This window comes from Sphingobacterium sp. NPDC055431 (assembly GCF_053644255.1).
In genome coordinates, this window is the sequence record NZ_JBSHLH010000001.1 from 589761 (window position 1) to 613688 (window position 23928).

Genomic DNA, 23928 nt, shown 5'->3' on the forward strand with positions numbered 1-23928 from the left:
GTGTTTTACCTTAAAAAGTTTAACCCCCAAACGAATATTTTGCAACCAATGGCATGGACCTGCCTGGGCCAAATGCTTTAGGGCTAACGCGCAGAATAGGAGGGGCTTGGAATCTTTTGAATTCTGCATTGCAAAGCAGTTTATAGATCCTGTTTACCAAGCTTTCCTCGAAGCCTAAATTGATCACATCTTCCTTGGATTTTTCCATTTCGATCAATTGGAAAAGGACAGCATCCAAAAGATCATAATCAGGTAGGGAATCCGAATCCTTTTGATCAGGTCTTAACTCTGCCGATGGCGGTTTAACGATTGTATTGATAGGGATAATTTCCCGTTCACGGTTTATGTATTTTGCCAGCTCGTATGCCTGTGTTTTATAAACATCGCCAATGACACTGATTGAACCAGCCATGTCGCCATATAAGGTGCCATACCCAACAGCAGCTTCACTTTTGTTGGAGGTGTTCAAAAGGATGTTTCCAAATTTATTGGAAATCGCCATCAGCAAGGTGCCACGGGTTCTCGCCTGAATGTTTTCTTCGGTGGTGTCTTTCTCACGGCCAGTAAAGGTTTCTTCAAGAGTAGACTCAAAGGCAGCTGCAATATCTTTAATCGGAATAATCTGATGTTGGCATCCGGTATTCTCCACCAGGTCCAAGGCATCTTTTAGCGAGTGGTCCGTAGAATAAACCGAAGGCATCAGGATCGAAAGAACATTTTCAGGACCTAAGGCTTCGCAGGCTAATGCAGCAACCAATGCCGAATCCAGACCTCCTGAAAGCCCAAGTATCGCAGACTTAAACCCTGATTTTTGAAAATAATCTCTTAGTCCCAAGATCAAGGCATCATGGATCAAAGATATTTCCGAGGTTTTGCGTGGATTATACTCCACAGTCGATTTCAGTTCATTGTTGATCAATTCCACAAACTGTAGGTCTTCCTCAAAAGCCTTTAATTCCAAAATTACCTCAGCTTTTTTGTTCAATGCCAAGGAACGACCATCAAAAATGATATCCGTCTGGGCACCGATTTGATTCACATAGATTAAAGGAGCGCTTGCTTTAATCACATTGCGTTTCAATACATTTTTTCGGCTTTCAAAATGGGTATATGAAAACGGTGAGGCAGCAATATTGATGATCAGGTCGGGGTTCTCTTTGGACAACTCCAACATGATGTCGCCAACATAAGAATTCGGTCCATCATCATCCCATAGATCTTCACAGATAGTCAACGCAATGGTTTTCTCTTTGAATTTGATGCAGCTTACCTGTGCATTAGGTTCAAAATAGCGGTACTCATCAAAAACATCGTAATCTGGGAGCAAGCTCTTTTTGGTAATTTGCTTAACTTGTCCTTGTTCGATCAAAACAGCGGCATTGTAAAGGGATTTTCCTTCTCCGTCTTGATTCGGAACTGGAGCGCCAATGATACAGGCGATGTCCTGACAGTGTTCAGCAATGTTCTCTATGCTATGATAGCATTGCTGTAAAAAGGCAGTGTTTCGCAAAAGGTCCTTAGCAGGATAGCCTCCATTAGCCAATTCTGCAAATACGATCAGTTCAGCGCCTTCATTCTTTGCTTTCAGGATGCTGTCGATAATTTTTTGATTGTTCTTTTCGAAATTTCCTATATGGTAGTTGAGCTGTGATAAAGCAATCTTCATGTGTTGACTTTTATTGTAAAAATAGTAATTTAATTTAGTTATCGCCTAAAGCCTTTACGCCATAAAATAACAAATACCAGAAAATTTCAGGACGAATTTAGAAGTCACTCTTTTCTTTTGACCTTATTCGAGACACATTCGGAATTTTTGCAAAATGAATTGAAAACTTTGAAAGGATTTCCCGAATGTGTCTCGAATGAGTCTCGAATGAAACCCAAATTTCTATCTAGGTTTTTAGGTGGAGATCCAACAGAAAAAGGCAACCTTTCGATTGCCTTTTTGTAAATATTATTTGATTTTTTGCGCTTAGTTTGCGTTTCTGATATCCGTTACTTCAATAGTAAAGATCAGTGGTGAATCCGCAGGGATATTTTCTTGTGCTTGGTTATCATAACACAAAGGAGAAGGAGCGATAAATCTCACTTTATTTCCTTTTAATAATCCATGAGGTAAAACACCAGAATAACCTGATGAAGCTTTAGGGTAGAACATCACCATCCAAGAAGTGATTAATCTGTTGATGGTCATTTGAGTAGCGGTTGTTTTTTCTTCAAAAACTTTTCCATCCATTAATTCACCTTTATATTTTACGTTTGCAATTACTGGTACCCAACCATTTCCTGCAGAAACATATTCGAATGCAGCACTATCAACTGTTGTAGGCAATACTTCGTACCAAATACCATAAGCTGAATCTATGTTATCACCGAAATGCTCTCTTGCATAAGCTTCAATAAGTGGAGCCTGTTTTTTCAAAGTTGAATCGATTCTTCTTTGATTTGCTTCATAATCAAAATCATTAGTTTCCGTCTTCATACAAGAAGAAACACTTACCACAGCCAAAAGAGCAACTAAGAATAATTTTAAGTTTTTCATATTTGTTTTTAGTATCATTAATAATGCTTCTGATAACGCATGAATTTTTTAATACGCTACAGTTGCGGGTATAAATTTATAAAATATTTAATAGTTGCTTAATACTTAAGTAATTAAATTTTTTGAATTTCATGGAAAAATCGGTGTCTAAGATAATGGTAGTAGGGAAAACAGCCCTGTTTTTGCTGCCCATTAAAATACTTGCCAAGGGGTGATATTTTCCAGTCCTTTTGGATTTTAATTCGCTCGCGTAGACCTCTCCGTCGAATCTCACGGTATCTACGGATTCTGCGTCAAACTCTACGGCATAATATCCTGAATTGAGCTTTTCGATCACTTGTGGGTCTTTAAAGGTCTCTCCTAGCATCTTTTTGCAATAGGAACACCAATCAGTATGAAAGAAAATCAATACGGGTTTGGGCCTAACCGTCAAAGAATCACTCAATTGCTCAAAGGAAAGCCAGTTGACGGCAGGTTCGTTCCGCTCTTGAGCTTGGAGCGAACCTGCCGTCAATAGGATGGCTATGGATATGAATTGTAACAACTTCATTAGTGAAAATGTCCTACCTTGATACCGAAGGTAACTGTCCTTGGTCTTGATGGTCCATAGATATAATTGGAGTCACGCAAAGCGCCTTTGTCAAAATCTTTTTGGAAAGCATTGAAGACGTTTTGCATTCCACCGAACACTTCAATGCTGAAGTCTTTCTTCAGGGAGAAAGTGTAACCTAAACGGAAGTTTGCTTCCACAAAATTTGGAGAGTTTTTCAAGATCATCTCTTCGCCTTCCAAGACATGCGGCACGATCATACTACCGGTGTAAACACCAGTAATGTCAACGTTAAATGGTTCCAATGGTTTCCAGTTGGCATTAAAGTAACCGTAAACGTTTGGTGTACGAACAAACTTTTTGCTGCTTATATTCTCTGCAGGAGTTTTACCTTCATACAAGAGCTGCTCATCGGTATATTCAGAGCGTTGAACCGTTCCGCCCATCTGGAAACTATATTTTGAAGATGGAGCAATATTCAATTCCACGTTGGAACCATATACCTTTGCTCCAGATCCATTGCGCATTTCCTGGATGATCAAGTTTTCATCTTGGGAGGTCATGATATTGGTGAATGGATTTTGGAGATCGGTATAGAAACCTTCCAATAGTAAACTGGTCTGTACAGAACCAAAGTTTTTGGTAATGTTAAATGAACCTGTATAGGCATTGGAATATTCGGTCTTTAGGTTTTCGCCGATCAATACGAACACTTGTTGCCCTCCGATGGAAGTGACGTGCATATCCTCGTTGAAAGCTTGTGGAGCACGGAATCCTCGGGCATATCCACCCCTGAATTGCAGGTAATCTGTAATGTCATATAGTAAGGTAAACCTAGGGCTGAATGTGCCAAAGTTTTGGGCAGAATTTCTATTGTATCCGGCCAATTTATAGTTTCCATCCACATAAGTGTAATCATAACGGGCACCAATCAAGGTTTTAAGGTTCTCGAGGATATTCCACTCGTACTGCGCATAAGAACCCACTCCATGGGTCTTTTGATCGATCAGTCGGTCGTATCCAGGGATATTGTCCTTAGTTCTATTGTTGTTGTATTCCACCCCAGCTGTTATGACATCGCGTTCGAAGGTATAGGTATATTGCGCTCCTACAACCATGGCAAAATCATCGGTATCACCGTATGCATTGGAAGCCAATACGCTGTCTTGAGCAGTTCTGCCACCTCCTAGACCACCATAGAAGCTTTCTCTATCGGTGATCTGGCCGGAGCCATAGATGGACAGTTTATGTTTGTAATCTTTAGAATACTGATCATAGGTCAAACCTCCGATGAAGGTGTTAGTCCTTAACTGTTCAGTTACATCGGTAAAGTGTGGAGCTTTGTCCAGATTGTCACCACCTCTTCGGAATTCATTCAAGGCACTTAAGTCTAAAGTAATCTTATTGAATTCAGAAGGCTTATAGAAGGCTTTTGTACCAAAAGTGATGTTCTTCAATTTGGTCATTTCCGAAAAACCGTCGCCATTTGCGTCATAGGCTTGACGGTTACGGTGCATTCCGTAGAAAGTAGCACCTGCTTTAAGATCATTGTCTACATAGGAGGTGTTGAAATCAATGGTGTTGTCCCAAGCTTGTCCATCGATGATGGAGTTGGTCGATTTAATCTGCCAATCGTTTTCAACAGGGTCTTTGGTAATGATATTGATCGTTCCGGCAATGGCATTTGCACCAAATAGGGCAGAACCACCTGAACGTACCACCTCGATGCGGTCTATCATGGATGTTGGAATCTGGTCCAAGCCATACACACTGTTTAAGGCTGAGAAAACAGAGCGCGAGTTGATCAAGATCTGTGAATATGCCCCTTCCATTCCATTTAATCGCACTTGGGTAAAGCCACAGTTTTGGCAATTGTTTTCCACCCGAACCCCAGGTTGGTAGTTCAAGGTTTCAGACATGGCCACAGACTGTGTTGCGGTAAATAGTTTAGGACTCAATACATTCACGATTACCGGCGCCTTTTTTCTTTCCATACCGTAACGGGAAGCACTGACCACCACTTCGTTCAGGTTTAAGTTGTCTTCATGCAGGACGATGTTCAATCCTGATTCGTTTGCACTGAACTGTTTTTTAGCATTTTGGTAGCCTACCGCCCTTACGGAAAGGCTTTTGCTGTTTTGGCCTTTGGTATCCAGTTCGAAATATCCTAGGCTATCGGTTGAAGTTCCCACTTTGGTGCCATCCAATAGAATGGTTGCATTTGGGACAGCTTGTTGTTTGTCATTGATTACGCGACCTGAAATTTGGGCATAGACTGCCTGATTGCCTAGGCCAAGGCATATAATGATCAGGAAATTCCTGAGTAGAAATAATTTCATATATAATTTTAACTGTTCAATTACACTTGAATCCCTGAAAGAACAGGTATCCAAATAGGGTAGGGCATCATTCGCGCCACTACGTAAATTAATGAATTGCGAACCTGATTGAGCAGTATAATCCCATAGCATATAGGATTGGAGCCAATAGGTTCAAAAAGAAAAATATTGATTAAGCTAAAATTGAAGGGGGGCCACGTCCAGCACGGATATCGTGGATTTGGAAAACAATATTAAAGGTCTTGAATCCGAATTTATAGACATTGAATTCAGGTAAGATCGGTGCTTCAAATACAAATGGGGACCAATGTAAGTAAGAACCTTGGTAGACAATATCCAAGAATCGGATTTCAGCATCGGAATGGTGATGGTGGTGATTCTTTTCGCCAAGGTTATAGGGGTGGATGTGCGTGACGATCTCCCCGGTTGAGGTGACCTCTTTGTGCATGAAGACCACGCCAGAGACGATGATGCCACACATCCATACAAGAAGGAAATGGGCAACGAATTGGCGGTATGAGGTTAGTCTATGCATACACTGGTCAAATATCTGCTAAAATTAGCAATTAAATTGCTAAGATCAGTGTTTAAACGATTTTATTGTGTTCATCTGGGAACACAAGCAATGGTTTGTGGTTTCTTGCTTCCTCACGTTCCATTAAGGCGTAAGAAATAATGATTACGATATCGCCAACCTGTACCAGGCGGGCAGCAGCTCCGTTCAAGCAGATTGTTCCAGTACCGCGTTCACCTGGAATGACGTAGGTTTCAAGCCTTGCGCCATTATTATTGTTGACAATCTGTACTTTTTCATTGGCAATAATATCCGCAGCATCCATTAGGTCTTGATCAATGGTTATGCTTCCCACATAATTCAATTCAGCTTGCGTAACGCGAGCTCTATGAATTTTTGATTTCATTACTTCTATCATCATGATGCAAAGTTACTCTTTTAATATAAAACAGCTTAAAAATTATTCTAACGGGAAAGTAATATGTTGTCGATCAAACGTACCTTTTCTACCCATGCAGCGATCAGTGCAACGTAGTCTTTGCCTGATTCGATATTGTCGACAGGGGCCAAGGTGCTGGTTTCACATATACTTAGGTATTCCAATTCCACAGCAGGGTTGGAGGCAATAATTGTTTTTGCTCCATCCAATAGTTCAGCAATGGACTTCTGCTCCAGGTTGTCCTGGATAAAGCGAAGGGCAGTAATTATAGTTAGGGCATTTTCTTTACCTTCTTCAGAAAGGCGTGCATTTCTAGAACTCAATGCCAAACCTGCCTCACTTCTGATAATAGGGCAGATCAGGAGTTTGATGTCCAGGTTTTTGATGTCAATCATGCGTTGGATGACCATGACCTGTTGGAAGTCTTTTTGGCCGAAGCAAGCTTGGTTCGGTTTTACCAGATCAAATAGCTTAAAAACGATCTGTGTAACACCTTGGAAGTGCCCAGGGCGGTGTTCACCTTCCCAGATTTGATCTAGGTTTCCTAGGTCGATATGCCATTCTGGGTCGTTTTCAGGGTACATCTCCTCAACGGTCGGCATAAAGAGGATATCACAGCCTACCGCCTCCAATAGGGCGATATCATTTTCAATAGGGCGTGGGTATTTCTCCAGGTCCTTAGGGTCATTAAATTGAGTTGGATTGACAAAAATGCTACATACCGTGATGTCGGTAAGGGGTTTGGCATAGTTGATCAAGGAGAGGTGACCTTCATGCAGCGCACCCATGGTTGGTACCAGGGTGATGACTTGATTTTGTTGGCGGATTCCAGCAAGTTCATGTTGGAGTTCCTGTTTAGTGCGAAAAATTTTCACGGTCAAAAATTAGAAATAAGGTGCAAAAATGGGGAATAAAGTTTAAATTATAAAATGATGATTTTTAATCAATTGTAAAATTGATAAATTAATTGTATCTTTGTAGACCGATTTTACTATTCAATAATATAAAAAACAGTTGGAGATGGCAAAAACGAAAATCTTGTTTATAACCCATGAAATGTCGCCTTTCCTTGAACTAAGTAAAATTTCTGAAATAACACGCCAGTTACCACATGCTATGCAAGAAAAAGGGTTCGAAATCCGAATTCTGATGCCGCGTTTTGGTAATATTAATGAGCGCAGAAATCGTCTTCATGAAGTGATAAGGTTGTCGGGAATGAACATAGTGGTGGACAATAATGATAATCCGCTAATTATTAAGGTAGCATCATTGCCAGCGGCAAGGATGCAGGTGTACTTCTTGGACAATGAAGAGTACTTTCAGCGGAAAAAAGTTTTTCGTGATGAGCATGGTAAGGGCTTTGCAGACAATAATGAGCGTTCATTATTCTTCTGTAAAGGCGCTTTGGAAACCGTTAAGAAACTAGGATGGTCGCCAGATGTGGTTCACTGTCATGGATGGTTTACCGCGATGGTACCTGCTTACTTGAAAACAGTTTATCAGGATGATCCTACATTCAAAGATTCCAAAGTGTTCTTCTCCTTGTACAATGAAGAATTCGGAAACGATTCTTTAGGAAGCAAGTATGCTGAGATGGCTGCGCAGTCAGACATTGATGCGAGCAAATTGAAGGATTATGGGTCTGGCAGTTATGTTGATATCTATAAAGGTGCTCTATCCTTTACAGACGTTGTCGTGAAAGCCGACGCAGACATCAATCCGGAAATTCTTTCTTACATCCAAGAAAATAACATCCGTACCTTCGAACCATCGTCAGATGAGGACTATGAAGCCTTTTCTGAACTATATGATGAGTTCGTAAACGAAGAAGTTTCAGCCTAAGCTGAGGATAAAAAGAGACCAAAAAAGGGCAGAGATCAATTCTCTGCCCTTTTTTGGTTTTTGATTTTGAACCATGATATGGCGAGCGAAGCCGAGCCATATCATGGTTCAATAATATTCCTTATCTTCGTTACATGAAAATTAAAGTAGGATTTGGCTTTGATGTCCATCAGATGAAGGCGGGACATCCATTTGTTGTTGGCGGTGTTACCTTAGATCATCATACGGGGGCTTTTGGGCATTCGGATGCGGATGTTTTGGCGCATGCGATCTGCGATGCGATTTTGGGTGCTGCGAATCTGGAAGATATCGGATACCATTTTCCGAATACGGATGATCGCTGGAAGGGAGCCAATAGTTTGGACCTGTTGAGACATTGTATCAAGTTGATCAAGGATAAGGGCTTTGAGTTGGGAAATATTGATGGGATGCTTTGTTTAGAGGCACCAAAGATCAAACCTTATATTCCGCAGATGAAAGCGAATATTGCGGAGGCTGCCGGAATTTCTGTTGAAGATGTTTCCATTAAAGCGACGACAAATGAGCAGATGGGCTTTATAGGTAGGGAAGAAGGTGTGGTAGCATATGCAGTCTGTTTGTTGGAGAAAACAAATTATTGATTAAATCGTCTAAAGTAATTGATGGCAATAACAGTTGCCGTCAAAGCTAAAAGACTTCCAAGATAAAATGGTGCGCTCGGTAGATATATCGGGCCATTTTTTTTGGTGAAATAGGAGAATAAGGTTGTCATGAGTAAAGGTCCGATGATGGCCGTCAGACTGATAATACTGGCCAAACCGCCTTGAATCTGTCCTTGTTCGTTGGCTGGGGTATGATTGGAGATGGAACTCTGCATGGCAGGTCCAGCGATTCCGGCAAATACATAAAAAATACTGGAGACAAATAGGGCTAAGGTTCCTCCCGCCAATCCAAAACCAAGTAAGGAAATACAATTCAGCAATAGCCCAAAAATTATACTCTTTGGTATGCCAATCTTAGGGATGATGACTCGGATCAGTCCAGCTTGCACAATGGTAAGTAGGACGCCAATGATCCCTAAGGAATAGCCCACCATCCGTTCATCCCAGTGGAACTTTTCCATGGTAAAGTAGGACCATGTACTCTGCACGGCATGTGCGGCAATATTGATCAAGAAAATACAGATGACCAAGGGCATGATCACGGGGTATTTTCTGATATGGCGGAAGCTTCCTACCGGATTAGCATTGATCCAGCGGAAATTCCTGCGGTGTTCTTTAGGCAATGATTCGGGAACCACAAAATAACCATATAGGAAATTGAGAAAGGTAAGCCCTGCAGCGGCAAAGAATGGGTATCGAGGGCCATAATGCCCTAAAACTCCACCGATTACTGGTCCGATTATAAATCCAAGACCAAAGGCGGCACCGAGCAGGCCAAAATTCTGAGCTTTATTTTCCTTGGTTGAGACATCGGCAATATAGGCTGCTGCCACGGTATGGCTTGCTCCGGTGATTCCAGCGACCAATCTTCCGACGAAGAGCCAGAAAATACTGGGTGCAAAGCCTATCAGGAGGTAGTTGATGGTAAATCCAAAAAGGGAGCAGAGCAGGACAGGTCTTCGCCCATAATGGTCACTTAAATTCCCAAGGATGGCTGCGAAGAAGAACTGGGTAAAAGCATAGCAGAAAGTCAACCAGCCCCCATAAGCAGAAGCTTGGCTGAGGTTGCCGTGGATCAGTTCCTTGATCAGGGCAGGCATTACAGGGATAATAATTCCTAAACCAATGGAGTCTAAAACTACAGTAATAAATATAAAAAGTAACCCGGCTTGAGATTTTATTTTCGGCATATGCTACTCTAAATATACTGTTTTTTTTGCCCCTGAAAATGGAATCAGGAAAGAAATTTGGAGCTTAGACCACATTTTTTGGAACTATAAGGGTCAAGATTTATTTACATCGGGAAAAATATGGTATTTTTGTTGTTGCCAAATGAGATTTGGCACACTTACTGTTTATAGGGAAATGGACTTAAAGTAGTAAGGATAAGTTCGTTGTTTCATTAATTTATCAAATGAAGAGAGAATCAAAAAGTAGTAAACTTACAGAAGAGGATGTAAAACGATATACAGGGGTCTTTTGGAAGGTATTGTTGGGTTTGGTGGCTTTTGCGTGTTTATTCCTCCTGAGTGTTAGAATTGGTATTTTTGGTAAGTTGCCTACCTTCAAGGATCTTGAAAATCCAAAAAGTAATTTAGCTTCAGAAATTTTGACCGATGACAATAGGGTCTTAGGAACCTATTTCGTTCACAACCGTTCAAACGTAAAATATACCGAATTGGCTCCATCCTTGGTTCAAGCCTTGATCTCGACAGAGGACAAGCGTTTTTATGAACACTCTGGAATCGACTATTCACGTACCATGTCAACTGTACTGTTGACCTTGGCTGGGAACAAGCAAGGTGGTAGTACCATTACACAGCAGTTGGCCCTGAATCTTTTCGCTGAGAAAAGGGAAAAGAACTCCTTAAAACGGATCATGCAGAAATTCCAGGAATGGATTACCTCCGTTCGTTTGGAAAGAAACTATACCAAGGAAGAGATTGTGATGATGTATTTCAACACGGTTGATTTCGGAGCGTACAATACTTTTGGGATAAAATCAGCAGCAAGGACTTTCTTTAATTCCACCCCGGACAAATTAACACCGGATCAATCAGCGCTATTGGTCGGAATGTTGAAGGGACCTGGTTATTATTCTCCGGTTCGTTACCCAGAAAGAGCGATTGCGAGAAGAAATTTGGTGCTTCAGAACATGAGGGACCAGAACTATATCACCAATGAAGAATTCGATAAGTATAAAGCGCAGCCTTTGGGCTTGAAATTGACGATATCGAATTATGGTGAAGGATTGGCGCCTTATTTCCGTGCGGTATTAAAAGAAGAGATCAAGAAAGAATTCCAGCGTTTGGCGATTACCAAACCTGATGGAACCCCATACGACCTAGATCGTGATGGATTAAAAGTATATACGCCAATCAACTACAAGATGCAACAATATGCAGAAGAAGCTCAAAAAGAGTGGATGCGTCGTTTGCAGAATGAATTTGACAAGCAATGGAGAAGAAGGAATGCCTTTACTGGAAAGAATGCCAATCTATTGGTAACGGGAATGAAACGTTCAGACCGTTATAGAGTCTTGAAAGCGGAGGGGCTATCGGAGGATCAGATCAAGAAAGATTTTGAGAAGAAAGTTCCGATGAACCTGTTTACCTGGAAGGGTGCTGTGGATACGGTAATGTCTCCGATGGACTCCATCAAGTACACCAAGTTGTTCTTGCGTAATGCGATGATATCCATGGAACCTCAAACGGGATATATCCGTGCATGGGTTGGTGGTGTTGATTTTGAGCATTTCAAATATGACCAAGTAAAATTAGGTACCCGTCAGGTAGGTTCGACTGCGAAACCATTTGTCTATGCATACGCCATCGATAATGGATATGGACCATGTGTTTCGGTTCCGAACCATATGCGTACCTATGGCGATTGGACTCCAAGAGGAACAACCCAGGGTGGTGATCCTATTACCTTGAAAAATGCGATCAAATATTCCCAAAACTTTGCATCAGCTTATCTGATCAGTGAAGTTGGGGCAGCCAATGTTGCAGACCTGACCAAACGTATGGGTGTGAACTCGAATATTCCGAGCAACCTATCCATAGCATTGGGATCCTATGATGCATCATTATTTGATATGGTTGGAGCGTATTCTGCATTTGTAAACCAAGGAACTTGGGTAGAGCCGACGATGATCTTGAGAATTGAAGATAAAAACGGTTCTCCTATCTATGAAAAGGCACCTAAAGTATTGAAAGCCTTGAACAGTGAGACAGCTTATGCGATGGTAGATATGCTGAAAGGTGTTGTGGACGGGGGTACTGGTTCCCGATTGAGATGGGACCCTAACTTTGGTGGATTGAAAAATCCAATTGGAGGAAAAACAGGTACAACCAACGATAACTCTGATGCCTGGTTTATCGGTATTACACCGGAACTGGTTACTGGGGTTTGGACGGGTGCGGAGGATCGCGGAATCAGCTTTAGTAGTATGCAATATGGACAAGGTGCCGCTGCAGCGATGCCAGTGTTTGGTCTGTATATGAATAAGGTGTACAAGGATAAGGACCTGAATTATACGCAGGAGGATTTTCCTCAGCCGCCTGGAGGAATCACGAGGTTCGAGATGAACTGTTCCAACTTCTCGCAATTCTATGGAAATGATCCTTCGAAGAGCGATTCACAAATATTGGAAGACGATAGGTTAGGATTTTAACCGTTTCTTTAATAAATTAGACCAGACCTTTATTCTTCAGAAATAAAGGTCTGTTTTTTTTGCTACGATGGAATTTGACTATAAGAAAGAATTGACCAAGATTCCCCATAAACCTGGGGTTTATCAGTATTTTGATAAGGATGATACGCTGATCTATGTAGGGAAGGCGAAGAACCTGCGGAATAGGGTTGGCTCTTATTTTGTCAACGAAAACCAACTCAACAGCAAAACTAGGGTATTGGTCCGGAAGATCAGACGGATTGCCTTTACCATTGTCGATACCGAAATTGATGCCTGGTTATTGGAAAATAACCTGATCAAAAAGCATCAGCCTCGATATAACGTCATGCTCAAGGATGACAAGACCTATCCTTGGATCGTCATCAAGAACGAACCCTTTCCGAGAATATTCTGGACCCGTAAGTACATCAAGGACGGTTCCAAATATTACGGCCCCTATGCTTCTGTAGGGATGATGCATATCATCCTGGACATGATCAGGGAGTTATTCCCATTGCGAACCTGTAACCTGAGCCTGACCCAGGAGAATATTTCGAAAGGGAAGTTTAAGGTCTGTTTGGAATATCAGTTAGGCAACTGTTTAGGTCCTTGTGAAGGGTATCAATCGGAGGCTAGCTATGATGAGAACCTTTCTGACATCAAGGATATCCTGAATGGTAAGATCGCGGTAGTGACCAATCGGATCAAGGAACAGATGAACGAAGCCGTTCAGCAAATGGATTTTGAGGGGGCGCATAAACTGAAGGTCAAGTTGGATAAGCTATCCAACTATCAAAGTAAGTCCACCGTAGTTAGTTCTTCCATTACGAATGTTGACGTATTCAGTATAGCATCTGAAGATAATTATGCCTTTGTAAACTTCCTGAAGGTAGTAAACGGCGTCGTGATCCAGACCCAGACCGTCGAATTGAAAAAACGGTTGGATGAAACCAATGAGGAATTACTGGCCATTGCCATTCCGCAGTTGAGATCGCGATTCAGAAGCCATTCCAGGGAGATCATCGTTCCTTTTGAATTGGATATTGAAGGCAATGAGGATATCAAGTTCCATGTGCCTAAGCTAGGTGATAAAAAGAAATTATTGGAGCTTTCGCAAAAGAACGTGGCCTACTTTAAGAAGGAGCGCCTATTGCAATATGAGAAGCTCAACCCCGAGGTGAAGACGGACAGGATCTTGAAGCAAATGCAAAAGGACCTTCGCTTGCCGCAATTGCCAAAACATATAGAATGTTTTGATAACTCGAATATACAGGGAAACTATCCTGTTTCAGCGGTCGTGGTTTTCAAGGATTCCAAACCTTCGAAAAAAGACTATAGGCATTTCAATGTAAAGACAGTTGAAGGACCGAATGATTTTGCGACGATGGAGGAGGCTGTTTTTAGGCGGTATAGAAGGCTATTGGATGAAGACCAGACGTTGCCTCAACTGATCATCATTGATGGTGGTAAAGGGCAATTAGGGGCTGCTTTGAAGAGTTTGAAGTTGTTGGGGATAGAAAAGCAGGTCACTGTAATCGGTATTGCCAAACGATTGGAAGAACTCTATTATCCGGGAGATCAGTATCCATTATATCTAGATAAAAAATCGGAAACCTTAAAGATCATTCAGCACCTGCGGGATGAAGCGCATCGATTCGGTATCACCTTCCACAGAAACCAGCGGAGTCGGAAAACCTTTGTTTCGGAGCTGGACAATATTCCAGGTATTGGTAAGGTGACGGTCGAGAAGCTATTGAAGACTTTTAAATCGGTGAAGAAGGTTCGGGAAGCTTCAGAAGAAGAATTAAAAAAAGTGCTTAATCTAAAACAGATGCAAGCACTTAAAACGTATTTTGCTGAAAAGAGCTAGATTTTTACATAAATCCTAATTCCAGTTTAGCTTCTTCAGACATCATGTCTTTCGTCCAAGGCGGATCGAAGGTAAGTTCAACGACAGCCTCTTCGATACCCTCGATTGCAGCAACTTTTTGTTGCACCTCATCCATGATCTGTCCGGCCACAGGACATGCAGGAGCAGTCAATGTCATGACGATTTTCGCTTTTTTATTTTCCTTGGTAATGATTTCATAGATCAATCCTAGGTCCAATATGTTAGCGGGTTTTAATTCGGGGTCGTAAATTGTAGCAAGGGCTTCTTGAATTTGAGGAGCAAGGCCCAACCTATCCATGATGATTATATTCATATCTTAATTTTTTGAATCAGCCAGAACCTCTGCATAGATTCTTTCAAGTTCATCCATTACAATGGGTTGGCTGTATTTATCTAAATATTCTTTTTGGCAGTTTGCTTTGATTTCCAGGATCTTCTCTTTGGGGAGTGCTATCCATTCTGCCAATGTCTGAACCATATTGATATGGTTGTGGGGGTCAAACAATAACCCGGTATACAAAGGTACAACCATTTCATTTAAAATGCCAATACTACTGGCAATGACTGGGGTACCGAGCGCATAAGCTTCCAGAACGGCTAAGGGCATGGATTCGTAGCATACCGATGGTACGATGACAGCGGAGGCAGATGCGATTTGATTGCTCAAGGTCTGTTTGTCCTGGAAACCCATGTACTGCATGTTTGAGCTATGGCTACAGATCAATTCCACCTCTTTCTGTAAAGGCCCAGTTCCATAGATCTTAATCTGATGATCGGTTGCTTTCCAAGCGTGTAATAAAGGAATTATGCCCTTTTCTTCCGATAATCGACCAACATAGATAAAATAATCAGATGGGTACTCCTTGTTCACGTTTGCCACTTTTACGAAGTTTGGTCTGACGGTGAATTTATCCATTGGAACATTGAACTTGGACTTTGCAAAGATGGATTTGGAAAATTCAGAGAGTACGATGTAGCGGTCTATTGCCTTAAAGGCGCCTCTTTTTCTATGGATCCAATAGGTGAAAGCTGTCCAGAAGGTTTTGATAAGGGAGTTTTCCAATACTTTCTTCTTAACGGCATCCCATGGGAAGTCTGCATTGATGGACTTTAAGTAAATGTTTCCATCATAAAACAAGGTTGCCGAAGGGCAGATCAACCTGAAATTATGCAGGGTCATGACCATCGGAATTTTCATTTTTTTGATATGAAGGATAAACAGAGGACCTAAAGCATAATGCATATTGTGGATATGAACAATATCCGGTTTGAAGGTTTCGATGCGTTCCTTGATTTTTTTTACCTCGGGCCAATTTATGGGGTAAAGCAGGTATTGTAGGTATCCTTTTGCCCCTTTGACATTGCGTACGGTATAAAGATCTACTTCATGGTTCTTTCTTAAAGCTTCCATTTCTTGACCCATGACAAAATCCTCGCCGCCTATATGTTGGTATTGATTGTGAATGATGAGTATGCGCATGAGTAGATCCTTAAAAGTTCCCTGCAATTTACATGTTAAAAGGCTAAAATCAAATCCTAAGGCTTCAGCTATTCCGTCTCAAATTGTTATCTTCGTCCTAATTTTACAAGATTATGTTCGAACAGCATCCCTATGGCAAGTTGATTGCTGGATATATTCAAAATGCTGAGTTTCCAAAACAACCTGCCGACTTATATGATCCAATAGCTTATATCCTTTCCTTGGCTGGCAAGCGCATCCGACCGATGTTGGTCCTGATGGGAGCAAAGTTGTTTGGTAAGGAAAATTTGGAGGAGGTCCTTCCTGCAAGTATCGCCATTGAATATTTCCATAATTTCTCGTTGATACATGATGATATTATGGATCGGGCACCTTTGAGAAGGGGCAAGGAGACGGTTCATCAGAAATGGAACGATAATGTTGCGATCCTATCTGGAGATGCCTTATTGGTGAAAGCCTACCAAGAATTGGGAAAAAGTCCTGCTGACCGTATCCCAAGCTTATTGCATGTGTTCAGTAAGATCGCTTTGGAAGTATGCGAAGGGCAGCAGTTGGATATGGATTTCGAGAAAATGGCAGATGTTTCCGAGGATGATTATCTGAATATGATCCGTTTGAAAACATCGGTTTTACTTGGTGGAGCACTGCAAATGGGAGCGATATTGGCGCATGCTGATAAGCAACAGCAACAATTGATCTATGATTTTGGAGTGAACCTAGGGATAGCCTTTCAGCTTCAAGATGATTACCTAGATGTTTACGGAGATCCAAAGACTTTTGGAAAGCAGGTAGGCGGTGATATCCTATGCAACAAGAAGACGTATTTACGGATAAAGACAGAGCATTTGATTGATGATTCCGCTAGGGCTGAGTTTGTGGAACTGATCAATTCGGAGGATATAAAAGATACAGAGAAAGTAAGCCGAATGAAAAATCTATATGCGAGATTTAATATCGACAGGCATGCTGAGGAAATTAAGTTGCGATTTATGGATCTGGCTTACAATAAATTGGAAGAAATTGCCGTTCCTGAATCGCAGAAGGTGGAATTGAAGAATTTAGCAGATACTTTGATGCACCGTACACGCTAATTATGAAAATTGCCAAGATTTTTATAATTTGGTGAAAACAGAAAACGAATTAATAGAGCTAAGGACATTAATGGAGCCACTAAAAATCACCATATTTCAAGCATACCTTTTTTGGGAGAATGTAGATAAGAACCTTCAGAATTTAGGTTTAAGGTTGTCTTCATTGCGTGAGAAAACGGATCTGATTATATTGCCAGAGATGTTCAATACAGGCTTTACCACGAATGTGGAAAAATGTGCAGAGACCATGAATGGCAAGACCATGCATTGGTTGTATGAGACAGCGAAGAAGTTTGAATGTGTAGTTGCAGGTACCTTAATCATTGAGGAAGACAGTAAGTATTTCAATCGATTTGTGTGGATGTCGCCAGATGGCAGCTTTGTACATTATGATAAGAGGCATTTATTTTCAATGGCAGGCGAGGATAAAGTCTTCACTGCGGGACAATCGCGTATTATCTTCCAGTTGAAAGGTTGGAGGATCTGTCCGATGATCTGTTATGACCTTCGGTTTCCGACTTGGTCGAGGAATCAGAATGGGGCATATGATCTGATGGTCTATACGGCGAGTTGGCCAGACAAGCGATCATCGCATTGGCGAGCCTTGATACCGGCACGTGCAATTGAAAATCAGGCATTTGTAATCGGTGTGAACCGAGTAGGCCATGATGGGAAAGAAGTATATTATTCAGGTGGATCGATGTGTATCTCGCCGAATGGGGATGTAGTTTACTATAAGCCAGAGGATGAAGACCTGTATACCTTTACCCTGAACCCTAAAGATCTGGAGGAAAGTAGAGAGCAATTTCCTTTCCTGAAGGACCAAGACCAATTTAAATTCTTATAGTTCTTAGGAACGGATAAGAGTTAGGCCAATTTGAAATTCAATTTATTTCTGATTCAGTGGATCAAGAGGGTTTATCAATCCTTATACGGTCTTTCTAAGACTGCTTGTTGGATGATGGCTTGACGTAGGTTAAAGTGCTGAGGCTCTAAGTCTATGACTTCCATTGGTTTTCTTTCGGATTTCAATTTCTCTTCTTTGAGTCTTTTTTCAGCAGCCAATCTTTTCTGTTCTATTTTTCTTTGCCTTGCTATTTCCACTTCATCGTAAGATGGAATCTCGCTATAGGTTTCTACCTGTTTGGGTTTTTGGAACACGACAGGTTTTGGGGCCGGTTTAGTGGTCTGTACGGGGGCAGGGGCTGGTTTAGTTTGTTGAAATGGATTTTGGTTTGGAAGCTTCTTTTTGAGCTCTTCCAATCTTTTTTTAGCTTTTTCTTGCTCTTCTTGGTAGCCTTGGTAAATCTTGTAGATTACACTTCCGATAACGATAAGAATGATTAAAATAGGATTATCCATATCTATAAAAATAGCTAAATTTTTCATTGAAATTATTTAACATAGATAAATAATTTGCATTTACAGCAATTAATCATTTAATTGCATCAACAACTTTATTACCAAATTAACCTGATATGATCACAAATGAGACTTATTATGCCAATGAATTCTATTCATTCTTAACGGGGAGAGTTTCGACAGCAATCGGCAGACGGTTGCAAAGGAACTTTAAGGATAGTGGACTTCATATTACAGCGGAGCAATGGAGCGTCCTTTATTTCCTATGGGAATCGGAGGGATTGAGCCAACAGGAGATTGCCAAGCTGACCTTTCGCGACAAGCCCAGTGTATCGCGTTTGATTTCCAATCTAGAAAAACAGAAGTTATTGGTGCGGGTGAGCAGTTCTGGGGACAAACGGGCAAACCAGATCTATCTAACGGCACAGGGCCATAAAATCAAGGATAAGTGTATGCAACAAGCAGAAAAAACTATCTCTGAAGCTATGGCGGGTGTTGATAGAAACTCTATGAAACAGGCCCAACAGCTTTTAGAGATAGTTTTTAATAACTTGAAGTAAGATTGGCTTAATCAAATACTTCCGGAGCGAAGTCGCTGCGGTTGTTTACCAATTTACCTGTATTCTTAAAGTATATATCTTGGAAGCTTAGGGTATTCTGACTATCGACCTTGCGGAAGAATTTGTCGGCATTGACCTCATCGAGGCTATTGAAACCACAGGCTTCCATGATTTCTACGGTAGCACGTAATGTGTTACGGTGGAACTGTGCTACACGCACATATTTATCTTCTACGTCCAATCCTTTGTAAAGGTGTGGCTGTTGAGTTGCAACACCTACCGGACATACGTCTTCATTACATTTCAGGGCTTGGATACAGCCTAATGCGAACATCATTCCACGTGCGCTATAGCATGCATCTGCACCTAAAGCGATCACTTTCAGGATATCAAACCCCGTAACGATTCTACTTGAAACGATGATCTTGATATGTTTCTTTAATCCGAAGTTGATCAAGGTCGTAGTTACGAAAGCCAAGGCATCGTAAAGCGGCATACCCAAGTTGTCCGTGAATTCCAAAGGAGCAGCACCGGTACCACCTTCTGATCCATCGATAGAGATGAAGTCAGGCATGATCTGGGTTTCTTGCATCGCCTGGCAGATTTCGATGAACTCTTGTTTATCACCGATACAAAGTTTGAACCCTACAGGTTTGTAATCAGAAAGTTCACGCAGCTTTTGGACGAAGTTCATCATCTCTACTGGAGTTTTGAATGAACTGTGTGCCGGAGGAGACATAACATCGGTACCCGGAACAACGTGACGGATTGCAGCAACCTCAGGGGTGTTTTTTGCAGCCGGAAGGATACCTCCATGACCAGGCTTAGCACCTTGAGATAGTTTCAATTCGATCATTTTCACATAAGGGCGTGTCGATTTTTCACGGAACAGGTTTGGTTCAAAGTAACCATTTTCATCCCTACAGCCGAAGTAACCGGTACCCACTTGCCAAATCAGGTCACCACCATTGATATGGTATTGTGAAATACCACCTTCACCGGTATTGTGGGCAAAGTTTTGCAAAGCAGCACCTTTATTTAACGCAGTAATCGCAGTGCGGCTCAATGCACCGTAACTCATTGCGGAGATGTTGAACACACTTAAGCTATAAGGTTGCTTACAGGCAGCATTACCTACTGTAGTACGCAAATTATGATCCTCGATATGAACAGGGAAGATACTGTGGGCAGCCCATTCGTTTCCTACAGCCTGCGGGTCGCTTTGCATACCGAAGGCAACCGTTTCACGTTGGTTTTTCGCACGTTGATAAACGATTGAACGCTGACGTCTGTTGAAAGGTCTACCATCTGTATCAGACTCCCAGAAGTACTGTCTTAATTCTGGGCGGATGGACTCCAAGAAATAACGGAAGTATCCAACCACGGGATAGTTTCTTAAGATCGCATGTTTCGTTTGGAAACTGTGATATAGGGCGATGATTAAGAGCGGGAATGGAATCAGTAACAACCAAAACCATTTTGGAGTAAAGATGACACCAAAAGAGATAATTATTAGGTTTACTAAAATAATGATCCCTAGGATGAGTTTTCTTACCTGCATGATGAAATTATTATGCTAAACTTATTATAATTTATTACCACAGTCTAGGTTCCGCCATAAATGTGCCATAAACGGAACGAGAACCCTATAACCGGTTATTTGCATGCAAAATTAGCAAGTTCAGAGGGTATTATGAAAAAATTAGTAAGAAGTTTAAAGATTTATTGAATTGTTAATTTTCTGAATTATTCTCTCTTGTTTTAATAATAAGGTCCGATATTTTTTGGTAAATAAGTTGCCAATCAGGATGGGGGCTAAGAAAGTTGAAATGCGTAACCATGGTTGTTTTGTCATTTCTTGCTGCAGGTCCTGTCTGAACCTGTCTAGGTTCGTGATTTTGCACTTTTTCTGCCGTTGCCTGGATGATCGGGCGGATGAGATCGAAGGGTAAATTATGCTCTTTGAGCAGATCAAAGGAAAGCTGGAAAAGAGCGTTGCTGAAGTTATTGGCAAAAACAGCGGAGACATGCAGGGCAAGTCTCTGTTGTGAATTGCAAGCGAATGTATTATCTGAAATCTCTCTGGCTAGTTGCAAGAGTACTTGATCGGATTTTTCATTGTTTCCTTCAATGCCGATGGGGGTATGGTTCAGGGCTAATTCCTTGTGCTTAGAAAAACTTTGAACAGGGTAGATCACTCCGTGGTTTTTAAAGTCCTTGAGGACTTCAACATCAGTGGCACCAGAGCAATGGGCAATGATGCCTTCCAGATCATTCGGAAGGTTTTGAGCAAGCTCAGCGATTGCTGAATCAGAAACGGCCAAAAGATAGAGGTCGGCCTTTGGATCCAGTTGAGCTAAGTTATCGATGGCTTGAGCGGATAAAACATTAGCCAATGCATTGGCATTGGCTAATGTTCTAGAATATACTTGAGCAACATGATGTCCAGCATCAGTGAATGCTTTCCCTAGGTGGGTCGCAATATTTCCACTGCCGATGAGGACGATATTCATTATGCTGCTTGTTTAGCTTCTTTAATTTTATTGTCTTTTAACCTACGATAAATGGCCATCCCAAAACCAATGGTCATGACGATAGTACCACACCAGAAGAAGTTGATATAAGGGAATTTGATGGCTTTGAATACCACCCATTTCTTTTCAGGAAGAGGTTTTTGGTAAGCCATTAATTCCAGTTTGTTCTTCTCCGGCATAATCTTCGTAAATCTGAATCTTAGGCCTTGTTCTGGGACATCTTTATAGAAATCGAAGGTATTGCCACCTTTGATCAAAAAGATTGGTTCTACTGGGAATTCTTTGCCATCTGAAGCAATGACCTTGATCTTTAATCCAACCAAAATGTCATCATCAGCTTTTGGCATGTTTTCCAATTTAGCATCCTTGTTGATACCTTGGATTACATAGAATCCATTTCTATAACGAAGGGTATCACCAACATTGACCTCATAGGTTGCAGGTTCTTCATACTCTTCAAAACCAGCGCTTCCTTCCTGAGCATCCTGTTCAGCTGGTTTCTGGGAATCAGAAGCTGCTGCGGTGATAACCGTATAGATGTCATGGGTAAGGAAATGTTTAGTTCCTGGAGTTCCGATCAATCCACCCATTTGCGGGTTGTTCTGCGCAAAAGGCTTTAAGACAAAGGAGTTTTTGATGTTTCCAGTCTCTTCGTCTATTTCATCGTATTTGATTTTGTAAAAAACGTTCGGTTTGGCAACAGAGTCACCGATGTAAGTGATCTTGTATTTTCCCATATCTACAGGTTCACCTTCTGTTAAGAAAAGGTTGTCTCCTGGTTTTTCAACTTGGTCAAATCCTGCTACGGCGATATAGTTACTGCTGTTTACAGAAACCACTTCGTTGGTAGCTGCAGCGATCAAAGCTCCAATCAGCAAAAGACCAAAACCAATATGGGATACAGCTGATCCTGCCAGTCGCCATTTACCTTTGAACGAATCACCCAATACCCTTAAGTTCACCAAGATTGCGAACACCGAAGTAAAGGTGATCAGGATGAACATGATGTTGGTGTAAATGTTTGTGAAGTAAACGATAGCTGCTGAAATGACCAAAGCGAAGATAAAGGATGCCAAAGTAGCTGCCCAGAACTTCTTGCTATCGGTACGTTTGTATTTTAGGAATTGTGTAAATGCAGTTAATAGCATAACGACAACTGCAAATGCACCTTGCCATTTGTTATAGTGAGGAATTGGGTCTACCGGAGGGGCTACCTTTGTTCCAAACAAAGCATTGAATACGGGAATGGAGGTCGTTGCGATCATCTGAACACAGGCAACGGTTAGGACCAATGCACCAATGAATAACCAAAATTCGCGTGAATATATTTCTTCTTCTTTCTTGGTGCTTGGCATTTCTTTTCTTCTTGCAACCAATAACACGATCATAATGATCAGGAAAATCAGGTTGAAGATGATAAGCTGCCCGGACATCCCTAAACTGGTGAAGGAGTGTACCGATGTTTCGCCCAAGATGCCGCTACGTGTCAGATACGAAGCATAGATTACAAGGACAAAGCTGATCATTGCCAAGAATACGGCAGTGAAGTAAGCATGTCCGGTATTTTTATAAGCTACCATGACGTGAACGGCAGCAATCAAGGTCAACCAAGGAATGATCGATACGTTTTCAACAGGGTCCCAAGCCCAGAAGCCACCAAAGTTCAGTGCTTCATATGCCCAGAAAGATCCCATGATGATACCTGCGCCCAGGATCATTACTGCGAATAATGCCCAAGGCAATCCTGGATTGATCCATTCTTTATAGCGTTTTTGCCAAAGTCCAGCAGCTGCGTAAGCAAAAGGAACGATCATAGATGCAAAGCCTAAGAATAAGGTAGGAGGGTGGATAACCATCCAATAGTTCTGTAACAATGGGTTTAATCCACGGCCATCCTTGATCATGCTTAGGTAATTCGGATCCTTTAAGATAGGCCAGTTCATGGCATCCCTAAGCAAAATAAATGGTGAACTACCAATGCGGGAACCGAAGACCTCTACACCTAAAAGCATGGACGCCAAGAAAAGTTGACATAGCATAACGAAGGTCATTACCGGGCTTTCCCAGCTTTTCGCCTTGAATACTAGGATTGATCCCATGACCACTTGCCAGAACATCCATAACCAGAAACTTCCCTCTTGTCCTTCCCAGAATGATGAAATGATATAATGGGTAGGCAGGGTCATCGACGAATGCGCGTAGGCATAGTGATATACGAAAAGGTGATTGTAAATGATATAAAAAAGGGTGGCACCAATGACAACGATTGACAGGGCATTTAGCCAAAAGCCAATACGCCCTAATTGTTTCCAAGATTTTTCTTCAGGGTATTTGGTTGCAAAGAAATAGGAAATGAAGGATAATAATGCTGCTCCAAAAGAAAGGACTACGAAAAACTGTCCAATTTGACCTGGAAGTAGATTTTCTCCAACGTAATTTACGTCCATAGAATATTGAGGTATTGAAT

At 41.5% G+C, this 23928-nt stretch carries 21 protein-coding genes; 7 read left to right on the forward strand and 14 right to left on the reverse strand.

The window, feature by feature from the left end; all coding sequences use genetic code 11:
* Window positions 1–19: 19 nt before the first annotated feature.
* From ACWIB3_RS02515 to panC, 7 genes are all read right to left on the reverse strand, one after another.
* Window positions 20–1666, reverse strand: coding sequence for an NAD+ synthase (locus tag ACWIB3_RS02515; protein WP_454290785.1), 1647 nt, complete (start codon window positions 1664–1666; stop codon window positions 20–22).
* A 306-nt stretch (window positions 1667–1972) separates the two neighbouring features.
* A complete protein-coding gene (locus ACWIB3_RS02520; RefSeq protein ID WP_185216018.1) occupies window positions 1973–2542 on the reverse strand; it encodes an FKBP-type peptidyl-prolyl cis-trans isomerase in 570 nt (189 codons plus the stop codon).
* A gap of 76 nt (window positions 2543–2618) precedes the next feature.
* The gene (locus ACWIB3_RS02525; RefSeq protein WP_185210965.1) at window positions 2619–3092 is read right to left on the reverse strand and encodes a thioredoxin family protein; all 474 of its coding nucleotides are present in this window, start codon (window positions 3090–3092) and stop codon (window positions 2619–2621) included.
* Entirely contained in the window at window positions 3092–5431 is a 2340-nt protein-coding gene (locus ACWIB3_RS02530) for a TonB-dependent receptor (protein WP_454290786.1), read from the reverse strand. Before ACWIB3_RS02530 ends, ACWIB3_RS02525 begins: the two co-directional genes overlap by 1 nt.
* Window positions 5432–5603: 172 nt before the next feature.
* Entirely contained in the window at window positions 5604–5966 is a 363-nt protein-coding gene (locus ACWIB3_RS02535) for a hypothetical protein (RefSeq protein WP_185216020.1), read from the reverse strand.
* 52 nt (window positions 5967–6018) lie between these two features.
* Window positions 6019–6366 carry an aspartate 1-decarboxylase gene (gene panD, locus ACWIB3_RS02540; RefSeq protein ID WP_094255370.1) on the reverse strand — a complete coding sequence of 116 codons (348 nt, stop codon included), beginning with the start codon at window positions 6364–6366 and terminating at the stop codon, window positions 6019–6021.
* 44 nt (window positions 6367–6410) lie between these two features.
* Window positions 6411–7259, reverse strand: coding sequence for a pantoate--beta-alanine ligase (gene panC, locus ACWIB3_RS02545; RefSeq protein ID WP_454290787.1), 849 nt, complete (start codon window positions 7257–7259; stop codon window positions 6411–6413).
* A 145-nt stretch (window positions 7260–7404) separates the two neighbouring features.
* On the opposite strand from panC, the gene ACWIB3_RS02550 reads away from it, so the two are divergent.
* Together ACWIB3_RS02550 and ispF are read left to right on the forward strand one after the other, a co-directional pair.
* Entirely contained in the window at window positions 7405–8226 is an 822-nt protein-coding gene (locus tag ACWIB3_RS02550; RefSeq protein ID WP_093098612.1) for a glycogen/starch synthase, read from the forward strand.
* Window positions 8227–8360: 134 nt separating this feature from the next.
* Window positions 8361–8846 (forward strand): 2-C-methyl-D-erythritol 2,4-cyclodiphosphate synthase, encoded by a 486-nt coding sequence (gene ispF, locus ACWIB3_RS02555; protein ID WP_454290788.1) that lies wholly within the window; start codon window positions 8361–8363, stop codon window positions 8844–8846.
* On the opposite strand, the gene ACWIB3_RS02560 is transcribed toward ispF, so the two are convergent.
* The gene (locus ACWIB3_RS02560; RefSeq protein ID WP_254526356.1) at window positions 8840–10057 is read right to left on the reverse strand and encodes a TCR/Tet family MFS transporter; all 1218 of its coding nucleotides are present in this window, start codon (window positions 10055–10057) and stop codon (window positions 8840–8842) included. The two genes, ispF and ACWIB3_RS02560, sit on opposite strands and share 7 nt — an antisense overlap.
* A 224-nt stretch (window positions 10058–10281) precedes the next feature.
* Here ACWIB3_RS02560 and ACWIB3_RS02565 point away from each other — a divergent pair, with 224 nt between their 5' ends.
* Together ACWIB3_RS02565 and uvrC are read left to right on the forward strand one after the other, a co-directional pair.
* The gene (locus ACWIB3_RS02565; RefSeq protein ID WP_313190403.1) at window positions 10282–12543 is read left to right on the forward strand and encodes a penicillin-binding protein 1A; all 2262 of its coding nucleotides are present in this window, start codon (window positions 10282–10284) and stop codon (window positions 12541–12543) included.
* A gap of 67 nt (window positions 12544–12610) precedes the next feature.
* On the forward strand, window positions 12611–14413 hold the full coding sequence (gene uvrC, locus ACWIB3_RS02570; protein ID WP_185216024.1) for an excinuclease ABC subunit UvrC: 1803 nt from the start codon (window positions 12611–12613) through the stop codon (window positions 14411–14413).
* Window positions 14414–14417: 4 nt separating this feature from the next.
* Here uvrC and ACWIB3_RS02575 read toward each other — a convergent pair whose 3' ends face one another.
* Together ACWIB3_RS02575 and ACWIB3_RS02580 are read right to left on the reverse strand one after the other, a co-directional pair.
* Window positions 14418–14747, reverse strand: coding sequence for an iron-sulfur cluster assembly protein (locus tag ACWIB3_RS02575; protein WP_185210951.1), 330 nt, complete (start codon window positions 14745–14747; stop codon window positions 14418–14420).
* 3 nt (window positions 14748–14750) lie between these two features.
* Window positions 14751–15914 (reverse strand): glycosyltransferase family 4 protein, encoded by a 1164-nt coding sequence (locus ACWIB3_RS02580; RefSeq protein ID WP_454290789.1) that lies wholly within the window; start codon window positions 15912–15914, stop codon window positions 14751–14753.
* A gap of 113 nt (window positions 15915–16027) precedes the next feature.
* On the opposite strand from ACWIB3_RS02580, the gene ACWIB3_RS02585 reads away from it, so the two are divergent.
* Window positions 16028–17005 carry a polyprenyl synthetase family protein gene (locus ACWIB3_RS02585; RefSeq protein WP_185216026.1) on the forward strand — a complete coding sequence of 326 codons (978 nt, stop codon included), beginning with the start codon at window positions 16028–16030 and terminating at the stop codon, window positions 17003–17005.
* A gap of 70 nt (window positions 17006–17075) precedes the next feature.
* Entirely contained in the window at window positions 17076–17852 is a 777-nt protein-coding gene (locus ACWIB3_RS02590) for an amidohydrolase (RefSeq protein ID WP_185210940.1), read from the forward strand.
* Window positions 17853–17926: 74 nt separating this feature from the next.
* Here ACWIB3_RS02590 and ACWIB3_RS02595 read toward each other — a convergent pair whose 3' ends face one another.
* Entirely contained in the window at window positions 17927–18394 is a 468-nt protein-coding gene (locus ACWIB3_RS02595; protein WP_185216027.1) for a hypothetical protein, read from the reverse strand.
* Window positions 18395–18483: 89 nt separating this feature from the next.
* Here ACWIB3_RS02595 and ACWIB3_RS02600 point away from each other — a divergent pair, with 89 nt between their 5' ends.
* On the forward strand, window positions 18484–18927 hold the full coding sequence (locus ACWIB3_RS02600; protein ID WP_185210937.1) for a MarR family winged helix-turn-helix transcriptional regulator: 444 nt from the start codon (window positions 18484–18486) through the stop codon (window positions 18925–18927).
* Between the two features lie 7 nt (window positions 18928–18934).
* Here ACWIB3_RS02600 and ACWIB3_RS02605 read toward each other — a convergent pair whose 3' ends face one another.
* The 3 genes from ACWIB3_RS02605 to ccsA all read right to left on the reverse strand — a co-directional run bounded on the left by ACWIB3_RS02605 (window position 18935) and on the right by ccsA (window position 23908).
* Entirely contained in the window at window positions 18935–20488 is a 1554-nt protein-coding gene (locus ACWIB3_RS02605; RefSeq protein ID WP_185210935.1) for an FMN-binding glutamate synthase family protein, read from the reverse strand.
* Window positions 20489–20660: 172 nt separating this feature from the next.
* Window positions 20661–21440, reverse strand: a complete 780-nt coding sequence (locus tag ACWIB3_RS02610; protein ID WP_454290790.1) for a Rossmann-like and DUF2520 domain-containing protein — start codon at window positions 21438–21440, stop codon at window positions 20661–20663.
* Complete coding sequence (gene ccsA / locus ACWIB3_RS02615; RefSeq protein WP_313260256.1) at window positions 21440–23908, reverse strand: cytochrome c biogenesis protein CcsA; 2469 nt, start codon at window positions 23906–23908, stop codon at window positions 21440–21442. Before ccsA ends, ACWIB3_RS02610 begins: the two co-directional genes overlap by 1 nt.
* Between the last annotated feature and the right edge of the window lie 20 nt (window positions 23909–23928).